Annotated in this window: 10 protein-coding genes; 6 read left to right on the forward strand and 4 right to left on the reverse strand. The window is 70.8% G+C overall.

All coding sequences use genetic code 11. The features are described from left to right. Window positions 1-72: 72 nt before the first annotated feature. Window positions 73-978, forward strand: a complete 906-nt coding sequence (locus DTB53_RS13825; RefSeq protein WP_042497038.1) for an ABC transporter permease — start codon at window positions 73-75, stop codon at window positions 976-978. Then, window positions 971-1,762 carry an ABC transporter ATP-binding protein gene (locus DTB53_RS13830; RefSeq protein ID WP_012380675.1) on the forward strand — a complete coding sequence of 264 codons (792 nt, stop codon included), beginning with the start codon at window positions 971-973 and terminating at the stop codon, window positions 1,760-1,762. The genes DTB53_RS13825 and DTB53_RS13830 overlap by 8 nt, the downstream gene beginning before the upstream one ends. Window positions 1,763-1,920: 158 nt before the next feature. On the opposite strand, the gene DTB53_RS13835 is transcribed toward DTB53_RS13830, so the two are convergent. Next, on the reverse strand, window positions 1,921-6,927 hold the full coding sequence (locus DTB53_RS13835; protein ID WP_042497035.1) for an NAD-glutamate dehydrogenase: 5,007 nt from the start codon (window positions 6,925-6,927) through the stop codon (window positions 1,921-1,923). A 436-nt stretch (window positions 6,928-7,363) separates the two neighbouring features. Here DTB53_RS13835 and DTB53_RS13840 point away from each other — a divergent pair, with 436 nt between their 5' ends. Next, a complete protein-coding gene (locus tag DTB53_RS13840; protein WP_012380673.1) occupies window positions 7,364-7,930 on the forward strand; it encodes a DJ-1/PfpI family protein in 567 nt (188 codons plus the stop codon). 191 nt (window positions 7,931-8,121) lie between these two features. Here DTB53_RS13840 and DTB53_RS13845 read toward each other — a convergent pair whose 3' ends face one another. Both DTB53_RS13845 and DTB53_RS13850 read right to left on the reverse strand, forming a co-directional pair. Further along, on the reverse strand, window positions 8,122-8,799 hold the full coding sequence (locus DTB53_RS13845; RefSeq protein WP_003968761.1) for an HAD family hydrolase: 678 nt from the start codon (window positions 8,797-8,799) through the stop codon (window positions 8,122-8,124). Between the two features lie 35 nt (window positions 8,800-8,834). Further along, window positions 8,835-9,341 carry a DUF6912 family protein gene (locus tag DTB53_RS13850; protein ID WP_012380672.1) on the reverse strand — a complete coding sequence of 169 codons (507 nt, stop codon included), beginning with the start codon at window positions 9,339-9,341 and terminating at the stop codon, window positions 8,835-8,837. A gap of 273 nt (window positions 9,342-9,614) precedes the next feature. Between DTB53_RS13850 and DTB53_RS13855 the strand changes: the two genes are divergently transcribed. Beyond that, window positions 9,615-10,061, forward strand: a complete 447-nt coding sequence (locus DTB53_RS13855) for an Rv3235 family protein (RefSeq protein WP_003968758.1) — start codon at window positions 9,615-9,617, stop codon at window positions 10,059-10,061. A gap of 68 nt (window positions 10,062-10,129) precedes the next feature. Here DTB53_RS13855 and secA read toward each other — a convergent pair whose 3' ends face one another. Then, window positions 10,130-12,949: a preprotein translocase subunit SecA gene (gene secA, locus DTB53_RS13860; RefSeq protein ID WP_003968757.1), complete on the reverse strand. Its 2,820-nt coding sequence runs from the start codon at window positions 12,947-12,949 to the stop codon at window positions 10,130-10,132. Between the two features lie 240 nt (window positions 12,950-13,189). Between secA and DTB53_RS13865 the strand changes: the two genes are divergently transcribed. Together DTB53_RS13865 and DTB53_RS13870 are read left to right on the forward strand one after the other, a co-directional pair. Next, on the forward strand, window positions 13,190-13,801 hold the full coding sequence (locus DTB53_RS13865) for a GNAT family N-acetyltransferase (RefSeq protein ID WP_003968756.1): 612 nt from the start codon (window positions 13,190-13,192) through the stop codon (window positions 13,799-13,801). 62 nt (window positions 13,802-13,863) lie between these two features. Next, window positions 13,864-15,051, forward strand: a complete 1,188-nt coding sequence (locus DTB53_RS13870) for a winged helix-turn-helix domain-containing protein (RefSeq protein WP_012380670.1) — start codon at window positions 13,864-13,866, stop codon at window positions 15,049-15,051. The last annotated feature ends 13 nt before the right edge of the window (window positions 15,052-15,064 follow it).

Genomic DNA, 15,064 nt, shown 5'->3' on the forward strand with positions numbered 1-15,064 from the left:
CGTTGTCCCCCCTCCCGCTTCCAGCGAAAGCGATCGTTCGTGGTGAGCCAGACAGCAGCCCCACCGTCCCCGGTGGGCGCCCCCGCCCAGGACGTCCCCACCTACGCACCCGGTGAGCTGGCCGCCCTGGCCGCCCGGCACGGCCTGACCGTCAGCGGTGCCCGGCCCTCGCTGCCCGCCTACGTCCGGCAGCTGTGGGGGCGGCGGCACTTCATCGCCGCGTTCGCGACGGCCAAGCTGACCGCCCAGTACAGCCAGGCGAAGCTCGGCCAGATCTGGCAGATCATGACGCCGCTGCTGAACGCGACGGTCTACTACTTCATCTTCGGCGTCCTCATGAACACCAAGCACGGGGTGGAGGACTTCGTCCCGTTCCTGGTCACCGGGGTCTTCATCTGGACGTTCACCGCCAGCTCGATCACCGCGGGCACACGGGCGATCAGCGGCAACATCGGCCTGGTGCGGGCGCTCCACTTCCCGCGCGCCTCGCTGCCGGTGGCCCTGGCCCTCCAGCAGTTGCAGCAACTGCTGTTCTCGCTCGGCGCGCTGACCCTGATCCTGCTGGCGTTCGGCCAGTACCCCCGCCCGTCCTGGCTGCTGGCCGTACCTGCACTCGCGCTCCAGGCGGTGTTCAACACCGGGGTGTCGATGGCCGTGGCCCGGCTGACGGCGAAGACCCCGGACATCGCGCAGCTGACGCCGTTCGTGCTGCGGACCTGGATGTACTCCTCCGGCGTGATGTGGAGCCTGGACCACCTGCTCAAGGGCGAGCGGGTGCCGCACGCGGTGATGGTGGCGCTGGAGTACAACCCGGCGGCCCTTTTCATCAACCTCATGCGGTACGCGCTCATCGACAGCTACACCTGGGCGCAGCTGCCCCCGCACGCCTGGGCGGTCGCGGCGGGCTGGGCGCTGGTGTGCGGCGTGGCCGGATTCGTGTACTTCTGGAAGGCCGAGGAGACCTACGGACGTGGCTGAGCTGAAGGATTCCCCCGGGGACGACCGTGTGCCGACGGTCGTCGTCGACGATGTCCACATCACGTACACCGTCAACGGCGCCCGCACGGGCAGGGGCAGCGCCACCTCGGCGCTCAGCCGGCTCACCACCCGCCGCCGTACCCCCGGCGCACGCCAGGTGCACGCCGTGAAGGGCGTCAGCTTCGCCGCCTACACGGGCGAGGCGATCGGCCTGATCGGCTCCAACGGATCGGGCAAGTCCACGCTGCTCAAGGCCGTCGCGGGCCTGCTCCCGCCGACCCGGGGCAGGGTCCACACGCAGGGCCAGCCGTCGCTGCTCGGCGTGAACGCGGCGTTGATGGGCGACCTGACCGGCGAGCGCAACGTGGTGCTGGGCGGGCTGGCGATGGGCATGACCCGTGAACAGATCCGCGAACGCTACGACGGGATCGTCGCCTTCTCGGGCATCAACGAGAAGGGCGACTTCATCACGCTGCCGATGCGCACGTACTCCTCGGGCATGGGCGCGAGGCTCCGCTTCTCCATCGCGGCGGCCAAGAGCCACGACGTCCTGCTGATCGACGAGGCGCTGTCCACGGGCGACGCCACGTTCCAGCGCCGCAGCAAGGACCGCATCAAGGAACTGCGCGCCGAGGCGGGCACGGTCTTCCTGGTCAGCCACAGCAACAAGTCGATCACCGAGACCTGTGACCGGGCCCTGTGGCTGGAGGCGGGCACGCTGAGGATGGACGGCCCGGCGAAGGAAGTGGTGGCGGAGTACGAGAAGTTCACGAAGCGCAAGTAGCGCTCTCAGCCCCTCCAGCCGCGCCCAGCCCGTCCAGCCGCACCCAGCCCGTCCGGCGCTTGAGGACATCCTTTCCAGCCCGTCCGGCGCTTGAGATCGGAACCCCACGCCGAGGGGGCCGGCGCCACCAACGGCACCGGCCCCCACAGACGTACCGCCTACGCGTGCGTGCGCAACAGCGTCCGCATCGTCCGCATGGCCACCGACAGATTCGCCAGGTCGAACGCGTCCGACCCCTGGATCTCCTCCAGCGTCGATCGCGACCGGGCGAGAATCGCCGCGTTCTTCGACTCCCACGCCCGGAACCGCTCCTCCGGCGTGGACGACCCGTTCCCCACACTCAGCACGTCCGAGGTGAGCGCCGCGTGCGCCGCGTACAGGTCCTCGCGGATGGAGGCGCGGGCCATGGACTGCCAGCGGTCGGCCCGTGGCAGCTCGATGATCCGGTCCATCAGCTGGGTGATCCGCAGCCGGTCCGCGAGGTCGTAGTAGACCTCGGCGACCTCCAGCGGGTCCTTGCCCGTACGGTCGGCGATGGCCACGATGTCCAGCGCCGGGAAGGCGGAGGAGAACCCGGCCACCCGGACCGCCAGCTCGTCCGGCACGCCCGCCGCCGTCAGCTCGTCCAGGATCGAGTGGTACCAGTCCAGGTCCGCGCCCCTGACCAGCTTGGGCAGCTCGTCCCAGACCCGCGCGACGCCGTCCCGGAAGCTCTGGATCGTCTCCGCGATGGCGACGGGCTGCGGCCGGTTGCCCAGCAGCCACCGCGAACCGCGCTCGACCAGCCGCCGCGAGTGCAGCCGGATCCGGGTCTGGACCTCGGCGGCGACCTTGTTGTCGAGGGCCTCGACCGCGTCCCACACCTCCGACAGGCCGAAGATCTCCCGGGCCGTGAACTGGGCCCGCACGATCTCCTCGATCGACGCCCCGGTCTCCTCCCGCAGCCGGTGCAGGAAGGTCGAACCTGCGGTGTTCACCGTGTCGTTGACCAGGACCGTCGTGATGATCTCGCGCCGCAGCGCGTGCCCGTCGACCGCCTCGGGGAACCGCTCGCGCAGCTCGCTCGGGAAGTAGGCGTGCACCAGCTTCTGCAGGTGCGGGTCGTCCGGCAGGACGGTGGAGATCAGCTCGTCCGCCGTCGTGATCTTGGTGTAGGCGATCAGCACGGCCAGCTCGGGCTGGCTCAGCCCCTTCTCGTTGCTGAGCAGCTCCCGGATGTGCCGGTCGGCCGGCAGGAACTCCAGCGCCCGGTCCAGCGCGCCGTCGCGCTCCAGCCGGCGCATGAAGCGCTGCTGGGCGTGGAGCAGGGACGGGGCCTGGGCGGAGGCGTTGGAGAGCGCGACGTTCTGCGCGTAGTTGTTGCGCAGGACGAGCGCGCCGACCTCGTCGGTCATGTCGGCGAGCAGCTTGTTGCGCTGCTTGACGGTCATGTCGCCGTCCCGGACCAGACCGTTGAGCAGGATCTTGATGTTGACCTCGTGGTCGGAGGTGTCCACCCCGGCGCTGTTGTCGATCGCGTCGGTGTTGATCCGGCCCCCGCTGCGGGCGAACTCGATCCGGCCGAGCTGGGTGGCCCCGAGGTTGCCGCCCTCGCCGACGACCTTGGCCCGCAGGTCCTCGCCGTTGACGCGGATCGCGTCGTTGGCCTTGTCGCCGACGTCGGCGTTGGACTCGGAGACGGCCTTGATGTACGTGCCGATGCCGCCGTTCCACACCAGGTCGACGGGGGCCTTGAGGATGGTCTGCATCAGGTCGGCGGGCGTCATCTTGCTCACCGAGGGGTCGATGCCGAGCGCCTCGCGGACGTGCGAGTTGAGCGGAATCGACTTGGCGCTGCGCGGGTGGACCCCGCCGCCCGCGGAGAGCAGACCCGTGTCGTAGTCGGCCCAGGAGCTGCGCGGCAGGTCGAACAGCCGGCGCCGCTCGGCGTACGAGGTGGCCGCGTCCGGGTTCGGGTCGATGAAGATGTGCCGGTGGTCGAAGGCGGCGACGAGGCGGATGTGCTCGGAGAGCAGCATCCCGTTGCCGAACACGTCACCGGACATGTCGCCGACGCCGACGACGGTGAAGTCCTCGGTCTGGGTGTCGTGGCCCAGCTCCCGGAAGTGCCGCTTGACGGACTCCCAGGCGCCCCGGGCGGTGATGCCCATGCCCTTGTGGTCGTAGCCCGCCGAGCCGCCGGAGGCGAACGCGTCGCCGAGCCAGAAGCCGTACGCGACGGCGACCTCGTTGGCGATGTCGGAGAAGCTCGCGGTGCCCTTGTCGGCGGCGACGACGAGGTACGTGTCGTCCTCGTCGTGGCGGACGACGTCGGCGGGCGGCACGACCTCGCCGGCCACCATGTTGTCGGTGATGTCGAGCAGCGCGGAGATGAACGTGCGGTACGCCGCGATGCCCTCGGCGAACCAGGCGTCGCGGTCCACCGACGGGTCCGGGAGCTGCTTGGCGACGAAGCCGCCCTTGGCGCCGACGGGCACGATGACGGTGTTCTTCACCATCTGCGCCTTGACCAGTCCGAGGATCTCCGTACGGAAGTCCTCGCGCCGGTCCGACCAGCGCAGCCCACCGCGGGCGACCTTGCCGAAGCGCAGGTGGACGCCCTCCACACGCGGCGAGTAGACCCAGATCTCGAACGCCGGCCGGGGCGCGGGCAGGTCCGGGATGGCCTGCGGGTCGAACTTCATCGACACGTAGGAGTGCGGCGTGCCGTCCTCCGTGTGCTGGAAGAAGTTGGTGCGCAGGGTGGCCTTGATGACGGTGAGGAAGGACCGCAGGATCCGGTCCTCGTCGAGCGAGGCGACCTGGTCCAGGGCCCCGTCCAGCTCCTCCAGGAGCCCGTCGGTCAGCTCCGTGCCGGCGCTCTGGCGGCCGGGCGACATGCGGGCCTCGAACAGCGAGACGAGCAGCCGGGTGGTGTGGACGTTGTTGCGGAGCGTGGACTCCATGTAGTCCTGGCTGAAGGTCGAACCGGCCTGCCGCAGGTACTTCGCGTAGGCGCGCAGCACCATGGCCTGCCGCCAGCTCAGCCCGGCGCCGAGGACCAGGGAGTTGAAGCCGTCGTTCTCCGCCTCGCCGTTCCAGACGGCGGCGAAGGCCTCCTGGAAGCGGGCGCGGGCGTCGTCGGCGAGGTAGCCGCCGTTGCCGTTGGCCAGCGGCATCCGCAGCCCGAAGTCGTAGATCCAGGCGTGGGTGCGGTCCGCGCAGCGCAGCTCGTAGGGCCGCTCGTCGACGACCTCGACGCCGAGTTGCTGGAGGGCCGGGAGGACGGCGGAGAGGGAGACCTGCTCGCCGGTCCGGTAGATCTTGAAGCGGCGCTCGCCGGGGCCCGCGCCGACCGGCTCGTACAGGCTGAGGGCGAAGTCCTTCTCCCCCTGCTTGAGGGTCTCCAGGTGGACCAGGTCGGCGACGGCGGCGCGCGGCGAGTGGTCGGCCTTGTAGCCCTCGGGGAACGAGTGGCCGTACTGGCGCTGGAGTTCCGCGCCGCGCTCCTCGCCCAGCTCGGCGGTGAGCGCCTCCTGGAAGCCGTCGGCCCAGGAGCGGGCGGCCTCGACGAGGCGGGCCTCGATGCGGTCGGCGTCGGCGTCCGTGAGGTGCGGCAGCTCGGTGCCGGCGGGGACGCGGATGACGAAGTGCAGGCGGGAGAGGATCGACTCGGTGTTCCAGGCGGTGAAGTCGACGCTGTTGCCGCCGAGCTCCTCCTTCAGGATGTCGATCAGCCGCAGGCGTACGCCGGTGGTGTACCGGTCGCGCGGCAGGTAGACGATCGCGGAGTAGTAGCGCCCGTACTCGTCCTGGCGCAGGTAGAGCCGCAGCCGGCGGCGCTCCTGGAGGTAGAGGACGGAGGTCACGATGGCGCGGAGCTGGTCGACGGGGGTCTGGAACAGCTCGTCGCGGGGGTAGGTCTCCAGGATCTGGAGCAGGTCGCGCCCGTCGTGGCTGTTGTACGAGAACCCGGCGCCCTCGACGACCTCGGCGACCTTGCGGCGGATGACGGGCACCCGGCGCACGGACTCGGTGTAGGCGGCGGAGGAGAACAGGCCGAGGAAGCGCCGCTCGCCGACGACGTTGCCCTTGGCGTCGAACTTCTTCACACCGACGTAGTCGAGGTAGCTGGGGCGGTGCACGGTGGCCCGGCTGTTGGCCTTCGTCAGGACGAGGAGCTTGTGCTCACGGGCCTTGGCGCGGGCGTCGGCGGGCAGCCGGTCGAAGGACGGGCTGACGGGGTGGGCCTCGTCCTCGCTGTGGTGCGGGTCGGAGCGCAGGATGCCGAGCCCGGTGCCGGGCACCGCGGCCAGCGCGTCGCTGTCCTTCAGCTCGTACTCGCGGTAGCCGAGGAAGGTGAAGTGGTCGGCGGCCAGCCAGCGCAGCAGCTCGCGGGCCTCCTCGACCTCCTCGTCGGCGAGGTCGTCCAGCGGTTCGCCGGGCAGGTCGTCGGCGATCCGGAGGGCGGCTTCGCGCATCTTCCCCCAGTCCTCGACGGTCTCCCGCACGTCGGACAGGACGCGCAGCAGGTCGGCGGTGATCTGCTGGAGGTCGGCGCGGTCGGTCTCGCGGTCGATCTCGACGTGGATCCAGGACTCGACGAGCGCGTCGTGGGGCAGCTCGGCCGCGGCTGCCTTGGACTTCTTCCCGCTCTGCGGGGCCTTCGGCAGGCCGGGGCCGCCGGAGAGGACCTCGATGAGCTTACCGGTGACATCGCGGCGGACCGTGACCTGGGGGTGGATCACGACGTGGATGCCGCGCCCCTGCCGGGACAGCTCGTTGGTGACGGAGTCCACCAGGAAGGGCATGTCGTCGGTGACGACCTCGACGACGGAGTGGCTGCAGGTCCAGCCGTTCTCCTCGACCGTCGGGGTGTGCACGCGGACGTTCGCGGTGCCCTGCGGACGGTTCTCGGCCAGCCGGTAGTGCGAGGCCGCGGCGCCGAAGACGTCGACCGGGTCACGGCCGCTGAGGTCCTCCGGAGCCGTGTGCAGGTAGTAGCGCTGGAGGTAGGCGAGCACCGTGTCCTGGCCGGGACGGGCGCTCCCGTCGGCCCCGGCAGCGGAAGTCCGCGCCCGGGGGGCACCGCCCGGGCCACCGACACCACCGCCCGGACCGTTCTCAGCTACCTTGGCGGCCCCTGCGAGCAGCTCGGCCTTGGCTTCGTCCAGCTTGGTCTGCATGTCCTCTGGCTCCTGTCGCGCGCCATTGCGTGACGTAGGTGAGAAAAGCGGCGTACCGCCACGACGCGGGGTTTCCGGTCTGGGTCGACGCTATGCCGCTTCGAGAGATACCCGGGACCATATTGGCCATTTTCGGCAGCCGGTCCGGAGTCGGGAGATCGCGGATCGCCCGGGTGCTGTGGCACTCCGGGCGGCGGCCGGGGGCTTCGCTGCCCCCGAGGCGTATCGCGCTGATCACGGCACCAGGCTATCGCCCTCGCACCCCGTTGCGTCATGAGCTGCTTGTGTACAAAAGAACACCCCGAACTTTGACACTCCGGACAGTGCGCCGCGCCGCCTTGGCCAACTCCCGGAACCGGGGCAGTCTGTCCGTACCGCACGGATCGATCCAGGCCCCGGGCACGCCCTCGGGGCCACCGGCCCCGAGGAGCCCGCCATGCCGCAGAAGATCCTCATCGTCACCGGCGACGCCGCCGAGTCGCTCGAAGTCCTCTACCCGTACCAACGGCTGCTGGAGGAGGGGTACGAGGTCGACATCGCGGCCCCCGAGCGCAAGACGCTGCGTTTCGTGGTGCACGACTTCGAGCCCGGCTTCGACACGTACACGGAGAAGCCCGGCTACACCTGGCCCGCCGACCTGTCCTTCTCCGAGGTGGACCCCGGGGCCTACATCGCCCTGGTGATCCCCGGCGGCCGCGCCCCGGAGTACCTCCGGAACAACGCCGAACTGCGCAAGATCGTCGGCGCCTTCTTCGCCGCGGACCGCCCGGTCGCCCAGATCTGCCACGGCCCCCTGATCACCGCCGCCACCGGCAGCCTCAGCGGCCGCAACGTCACGGCCTACCCGGCCCTGGAACCGGACATGCAGGGCGCGGGCGCGACCTTCCAGGACACGGAGGCGGTCGTGGACGGCACCGTGGTCTCCTCCCGGGCCTGGCCGGACCACCCGGCCTGGATGCGAGAGTTCCTGAAGGTGCTCCGTTCGAGCCCGTCGGACGCCTGAGGACGTCCTTCCGCTCAGCCGCACCCCGGCGCTCAGGGGCCCGCTCCCGACCCGTCCGGCGCTTGAGGGCCTGGGAGGGCCGGGAGCCGGACGGGGCCGAGGGCAAGGAGGACCGGGTGAGCCGGAGAGGGCCGGGGAGGGCCGGGCAACGCCCCGAGACGCGGCACCGCCGCTCCGCCCCCGAGGAACCCCTACGCGGCGAACGTCTCCGCCAACGCCACCGCCTCCCCCAGGCTGTCCACCACCGGCACCCCCGCGCCCTCCAGGCTGCTCCGACTGTGCGAGCCCCCGGTGTACAGCACGGCCCGGGCCCCCACATGGGCCGCCGCCACCGCGTCGTCCAGCGCGTCCCCGATGACCACCGAGTGCTCCGGCGCGATGCCGCCCACGGCGGCCAGCGCCTCGAAGTGCCGCTCCATGTGGAGCGCCTTGCTCCCGCCGGACGGCCCCGTCCGCCCCTCGACGCGGACGAACCGCGGCTCGATTCCGTACCCCCGCACCACCGGCACCAGCTGATCGTGCCCGTACATGCTCAGCAGCGACTGACTCCGCCCGGCCCGCTGCCAGCCGTGCAGCAGCTCCTCCACCCCGGCGGTGAGCCCACAGCCCACCCGCTGCTCCGCGTAGTACCGGTGGAAGACGCCGTCCATCCGCTCCCACTCGGCCTCGGTGGGCAGCCGGCCCAGGAACCGCTCGTAGAACCGGGGTATGGGAATCGTGTACATCTCCCGGTACTGCTCCAGCGTGATCGGCGCCAGCTCGATCTCGGCGAACGCGGCGTTCGTCGCCCGGATGACGGCCTGCGTGTCGTCCAGCAGCGTGCCGTTCCAGTCCCAGACCAGATGCGTGCGTGTCGTCCCCGTCGTCATACGGAGAAAATACCCGCCGGGTACGACAACGCCCCTCAGCCGATGAGCTGCCCGATCTCCTGCACGCCGAACCAGAGCAGCTCGTGGTCCTCGGCCCCGTCCACCGTGAACTGCGCGTCGTCGTCGCCGAGGTCCGCGGCCCCCAGCGCCGCCGCCGCGGCGGCCACGTCCTTCTCCGCGTCGTCGGCGTCCACGTGCACCGCCGCCGCCTTGGCCAGCGGCAGCGCGGCGGCGATCCGCACCTCGCCGAGCGACGCCGCGCTCAGCCCGTGGTCGGGGTCGGCGACGGCGGCCCCGTCCGGTACGTCGACGGCCACCACGACCCGGCGGCGCGCCTCGTCCGGCTTCCCGGCGATCATCCGGAGCGAGGCGGCGGCGGCCCGGTTGAGCGCCGCGTACTCCAGCTCCTCGATGTCGTCGGAGACGTACCACTCGCGCAGCCCCGGGGTCACCGCGTAGGCGGTCAGCGGTCCGGGGCCGACCTCGCCCGCACCGTGCGCCGCTGCGAGACCGGAGAGGGTCAGGGGGACGTACACGCGCATGGCAGGTCGCTTTCGTAGAGGGAAACGCCCTCAGGATACGTGGGAACGTCCCCTTTCGGGTTCGGCAACCGGGGCCGTCCGTCCACGGGCGACGCCCCGTCACCCCCGCTGTCGCCCTTGCCCCGCAAGGGCCCAACCACGGTCAGGTGAATCCACCCGCACCCGCTCCGCGCCCGAAGGCCCCTTGCGTCGCTGACGACCGCCCCCGTAGAAGATCCCCAACAGAAGTTACCGTCCGGTAGAAACCGGGCCCGGTCAACGGGGGCGACGATCATGAACACGGACAGGACGAGGCCCGCCGGCCGACGCGACCAGAGTGGTCCCCGGTCGGTCCCTCCGCAGCGGTCCCGCAGGCCGCAGCCGCACCGGCCGCAGCGGCCCCACCAGTGGTTCGCCGAGCGGCTGCTCGCCGTCCTCAGCGGCCAGCGGCCGGTGCACTGGATGCTCGGCCACACCGTCGGCGAGGCCTACGACCAGCTCGCCGAACTGGCACCGGCCACCCCGCTGGGGGCCACCCGGGGCAGCCGCCCCGTCCTACGCCACTGCCGCGGGGCCCAGCCCGCCACCGGCGTGGTCGAGGCGTTCGCCAGCATCGCCGCGGGCGACCGGGTGCGGGCGATGGCCTTCCGCCTGGAACAGGGCCCCGACCGGCGCTGGCGCTGCGCCGCGGTGGAACTGGGCGGCGAACGCCTCACGGCCGGCCGCTCCGGCCCGCGGTGACCCGGCGAACGCGGCAGGGGCCGGACACCTCGCGGTGTCCGGCCCCTGCCGGCGTACGAACCCTGCCGCTACTTCTTGCGACGGCGACCGCCGCCGCCCTTCTGCGCCTTGCGGCGCTCCGCGCGCGTCATGCCGTCGGCGGAACCGGACCGCGTGTCACCGGTGGCCTCGTCGTTGGCGAAGTCACCCTCGACGACACCGCCCTCGCCGTCCACCGTGGGGGCGGAGAAGTGGAGCCGGTCCGGCCGCTGCGGGGCCTCCAGGCCCTTGGCGCGGATCTGCGGGGCAGCGGTGGCGCCCTCCTTCTCCAGGGAGGGACGCTCGGCGCCGTCCTGCACCGGAACCTCCTCGACCTGCTGCTCGACCTGGACCTCCAGGTTGAACAGGTAGCCGACGGACTCCTCCTTGATGCCCTCCATCATGGCGTTGAACATGTCGAAGCCCTCGCGCTGGTACTCGACCAGCGGGTCCTTCTGGGCCATGGCCCGCAGGCCGATGCCCTCCTGGAGGTAGTCCATCTCGTAGAGGTGCTCGCGCCACTTGCGGTCGAGCACCGAGAGGACCACGCGTCGCTCCAGCTCACGCATGATGTCGGAGCCGAGGGTGTTCTCGCGCTCCTCGTACTGCTCGTGGATGTCGTTCTTGACGGACTCGGCGATGAACTCGGCGGTGACGCCCGCCAGGTCCCCGGCCGCCTCCTCCAGCTCGTCGACGGTGACCTTCACCGGGTAGAGCTGCTTGAAGGCGCCCCACAGCCGGTCGAGGTCCCACTCCTCGGCGAAGCCCTCGGCGGTCTCCTGCCGGATGTAGTCGTCGATCGTGTCGTCCATGAAGTGCCGGATCTGCTCCTGGAGGTCCTCGCCCTCCAGGACGCGGCGGCGCTCGCCGTAGATGACCTCGCGCTGCCGGTTGAGCACCTCGTCGTACTTCAGGACGTTCTTACGCGTCTCGAAGTTCTGCTGCTCGACCTGCGACTGGGCGGAGGCGATGGCACGGGTGACCATCTTGTTCTCGATCGGGACGTCGTCCGGGACGTTCGCCATCGACATGACGCGCTCGACCATCTGGGCCTTGAACAGGCGCATCAGGTCATCGCCGAGCGACAGGTAGAAACGGGACTCGCCCGGGTCTCCCTGACGGCCGGAACGACCACGCAGCTGGTTGTCGATACGGCGCGACTCGTGGCGCTCGGTGCCGAGCACGTAGAGCCCCCCGAGGTCCTTGACCTCTTCGAACTCCGCCTTCACGGCCTGCTCGGCCGTCTCCAGCGCGGCGGGCAGCGCGGCCGCCCACTCCTCGACGTTCTCCACCGGGTCGAGGCCGCGCTGGCGCAGCTCCGCCTCGGCGAGGTCGTCCGGGTTGCCGCCGAGCTTGATGTCGGTGCCTCGTCCGGCCATGTTCGTCGCGACGGTGACAGCGCCCTTGCGGCCCGCCTGGGCGACGATCGTCGCCTCCCGGTCGTGCTGCTTGGCGTTGAGCACCTCGTGCTGGACACCGCGCTTGGAGAGCTGCTGCGAGAGGTACTCGGACTTCTCGACCGAGGTGGTGCCGACCAGGATCGGCTGGCCCTTCTCGTGCTTCTCGGCGATGTCGTCGACGACCGCGGCGAACTTCGCGACCTCGGTGCGGTAGATCAGGTCCGACTGGTCGGCGCGGACCATCGGCCGGTTCGTCGGGATCGGCACCACGCCGAGCTTGTAGATCTGGTGGAACTCGGCGGCCTCGGTCATCGCCGTACCGGTCATGCCGGAGAGCTTGTCGTAGAGGCGGAAGAAGTTCTGCAGGGTGATCGTGGCGAGGGTCTGGTTCTCGTCCTTGATGTCCACCCCTTCCTTCGCCTCGATCGCCTGGTGCATGCCCTCGTTGTAGCGGCGGCCGGCGAGGATACGGCCGGTGTGCTCGTCGACGATCATGACTTCGCCGTCGATGACGACGTAGTCCTTGTCCTTCTTGAACAGTTCCTTCGCCTTGATGGCGTTGTTCAGATAACCGACGAGCGGGGTGTTCACCGACTCGTAGAGGTTGTCGATGCCGAGCCAGTCCTCGACCTTGGCGACGCCGGCCTCGTGGATGGCCACGGTCCGCTTCTTCTCGTCGACCTCGTAGTCGCCGGTCTCCTCGATGCCCTTGAGCTGGTTGCCCGCCTCGCCCTTGGTGAGGCGCGTGACCAGCTTGGCGAAGTCGCCGTACCACTTGGTGGCCTGGTCGGCCGGGCCGGAGATGATCAGCGGCGTACGGGCCTCGTCGACGAGGATCGAGTCGACCTCGTCGACCACGGCGAAGTTGTGGCCGCGCTGGACGAGCTCGTCCTTGGACCACGCCATGTTGTCGCGGAGGTAGTCGAAGCCGAACTCGTTGTTCGTGCCGTACGTGATGTCGCAGCCGTACTGCTCGCGGCGCTGGGCCGGCGTCATGTTGGCGACGATGCAGCCGACGCTCAGGCCGAGGAACTTGTGGACCCGGCCCATCAGCTCGGAGTCGCGCTCGGCGAGATAGTCGTTGACCGTGATCAGGTGCACGCCCTTGCCGGAGAGCGCGTTCAGATACGCGGGCAGGGTACCGACGAGGGTCTTGCCCTCACCGGTCTTCATCTCGGCCACATAGCCGAGGTGCAGGGCGGCTCCGCCCATCATCTGTACGTCGTAGTGGCGCTGTCCGAGGACGCGCTTCGCGGCCTCACGGACCGTGGCGAACGCTTCGGGAAGCAGGTCGTCCAGGCTCTCGCCGTCCGCGTACCGTTCCTTGTACTCGTCGGTGAGCGCCCGCAGCTCGGCGTCGGAGAGGTTGACGAAGTCCTCTTCGATGGAGCTGACCTGGTCCGCGATGCGGTGCAGTTTGCGCAGGATCTTGCCTTCGCCTGCACGCATGAGCTTGTTGAAGACGGACACTGAGGCTGGTCTCCTTGCCGGTCGGGCCTGGCACTGGGTCGTTTGATGGACTCTGGCGCGGGCACGGCAGGTGGGCCCCACCGCAACGGCCATCGTAAGCGAGGACACCACCGCGTCGGGAGGGCTGCCGTCGCGTGGACCTCGCCGCACCCTCTCAGGACAACGGTCCAAACGCGCGGAAGGTGCCGGGAAGCCCCAAAAGTGCTCGCGCCAAAGGTTCCGGCTCACCAGAATCGGCCCATGGAGCCGATCACCCTCAGCACCGAACGACTGCTCCTGCGGCCCTTCGGCCCGCAGGACACCCTCCCGGTGCACGCCGCCTGCCAGGACCCGGACATCCAGCGCTGGACGGTGATCCCCTCCCCGTACCGCCTCACCGACGCGGAGCTGTTCACCACGACGCTCGTCCCGGCGGGCTGGCGGGACGACTCCGCCTACGGCTTCGCCCTGGTCCTGCGGGAGACCGGGACGCTCGTCGGTGCGCTCGGCATCGACCGCCGCAGCCTGCCGGGGACGTACGAGGTCGGCTACTGGTCCGCCGCGGAGCACCGCGGCCGGGGATACGTCACCGAGGCGGTGCTCCGCGCCGCCCACTGGGCCTTCACCTCCCTCGGCGCGGACCGGCTGGAGTGGCGGGCCGAGATCGGCAACGCGGCCTCGCGGGCCGTCGTCCTGCGGGCGGGATTCCGGCTGGAGGGCGACCAGCGGTCCGGGCTGCTCAACAAAGGGGTGCGGCGCGACGCCTGGACGGCGGCCCTGCTCCCGTCCGACCTGGGGCTCGCGGGCTCCCACCCCTACGTCCCCGAACCGCGCGCACCCCGGCCCGGCACGGCCCCTGAGCCCCGACGGTGACCGCGCGGTCCGCGGCCGGCGCCCGGACCGGAGTGTCAGTGGCGCCGTCTAGGGTTCGACGTATGACGCCTGTGCCCGCTCCCGCAGTCGAACTCTCCGCCGACCAGGCCCGCCGCATGGCGCTGCGCGCCCAGGGCTTCCTGGGGGCGCCGGACCGCCGGGCGGGAGTGCCGGGAGTGCTGCGGCACCTCGGCGCGGTCCAGCTGGACACGATCTCGGTGCTGGCCCGCTCGCACGAGCTGATCCCCTACGCCCGGCTGGGCCCGGTGAGCCGCCGGACGGTGGAGGAGGCCTACTGGTCGGGCGGCCGGACCTTCGAGTACTGGTCGCACGCGGCGTGCATCCTGCCCGTCGAGGAGTGGCCGCATTTCGCGTTCCGCCGCCGCGCCTACCGCTCCCGACCGCACTGGGGCCACGATCTGCCCGACGGCGCGTACGACACCGTGATCAAGCAGCTGCGCGACGAGGGCCCGCTGACGGCGACCGAGCTGGGCGGCGCGAAGAACGGCGGCGAGTGGTGGGACTGGTCGGCGTCCAAGGTCGCCGTCGAGCGGGCCCTGATGTACGGCGAGGTGGTGTGCACCGAGCGGCGCGGCTGGAAGCGCGTCTACGACCTCGCCGAGCGGGCCATTCCGGATGCGTTGCTCCATGACGACCTGAGCGACGCCGAGTGCCGGCGGCGACTGGTCGCGCTCGCGGGCAAGTCCCTGGGCGTCGGCACCCGTAGCGACATCGCGGACTACCACCGGCTGAGGGGCGAGGAGTTCGACGCGGTGGTGGCCGAGTCGGGGCTGGTCCCGGTCGTGGTGGAGGGCTGGGCGAAGCCGGCCTGGGCGGACCCGGAGGCCCTGGCCAAGGAGGTCCGCGGACGCCACCGTACGACCCTGTTGTCGCCGTTCGACTCCCTGGTCTGGGAGCGGGCGCGCACGGAGCGGATCTTCGGCTTCACGCACCGGCTGGAGGCCTATGTGCCCAAGCAGAAGCGGATCCACGGCTACTTCGCGATGCCGCTGCTGGCGGGCGGGAAGCTCCAGGGCCGCGTCGACCCGGCACGCGAGGGCACCACGCTCGTCGCCAAGCAGGCGTCGCTGGCCGGCCCCAAGGCGGTGGCCCCGATGGCCGAGGCGCTGGTGGAAGCGGCGGCCTGGGTGGGCTGCACCGACATCCGGGTGGACCGGGTGGACGCCCCGGAGCTGCGCGAGCCGCTCAGGGCGGAGATCGGCCACGCGCTCCAGCGCGCCTACCGCTGACCCGCCCCGCCGG

The organism is Streptomyces griseus, assembly GCF_900460065.1.
In the GTDB taxonomy this organism is placed as follows: domain Bacteria; phylum Actinomycetota; class Actinomycetes; order Streptomycetales; family Streptomycetaceae; genus Streptomyces; species Streptomyces griseus.

Bases quoted from the DNA above. Each gene is read 5' to 3' on its own strand.
- DTB53_RS13865 (WP_003968756.1), top strand. From the start codon at position 13,190: ATGGAGCCGATCACCCTCAGCACCGAACGACTGCTCCTGCGGCCCTTC.
- DTB53_RS13845 (WP_003968761.1), bottom strand. From the start codon at position 8,799: ATGACGACGGGGACGACACGCACGCATCTGGTCTGGGACTGGAACGGC.
- DTB53_RS13840 (WP_012380673.1), top strand. From the start codon at position 7,364: ATGCCGCAGAAGATCCTCATCGTCACCGGCGACGCCGCCGAGTCGCTC.
- DTB53_RS13870 (WP_012380670.1), top strand. From the start codon at position 13,864: ATGACGCCTGTGCCCGCTCCCGCAGTCGAACTCTCCGCCGACCAGGCC.
- DTB53_RS13855 (WP_003968758.1), top strand. From the start codon at position 9,615: ATGAACACGGACAGGACGAGGCCCGCCGGCCGACGCGACCAGAGTGGT.
- DTB53_RS13835 (WP_042497035.1), bottom strand. From the start codon at position 6,927: ATGCAGACCAAGCTGGACGAAGCCAAGGCCGAGCTGCTCGCAGGGGCC.
- DTB53_RS13850 (WP_012380672.1), bottom strand. From the start codon at position 9,341: ATGCGCGTGTACGTCCCCCTGACCCTCTCCGGTCTCGCAGCGGCGCAC.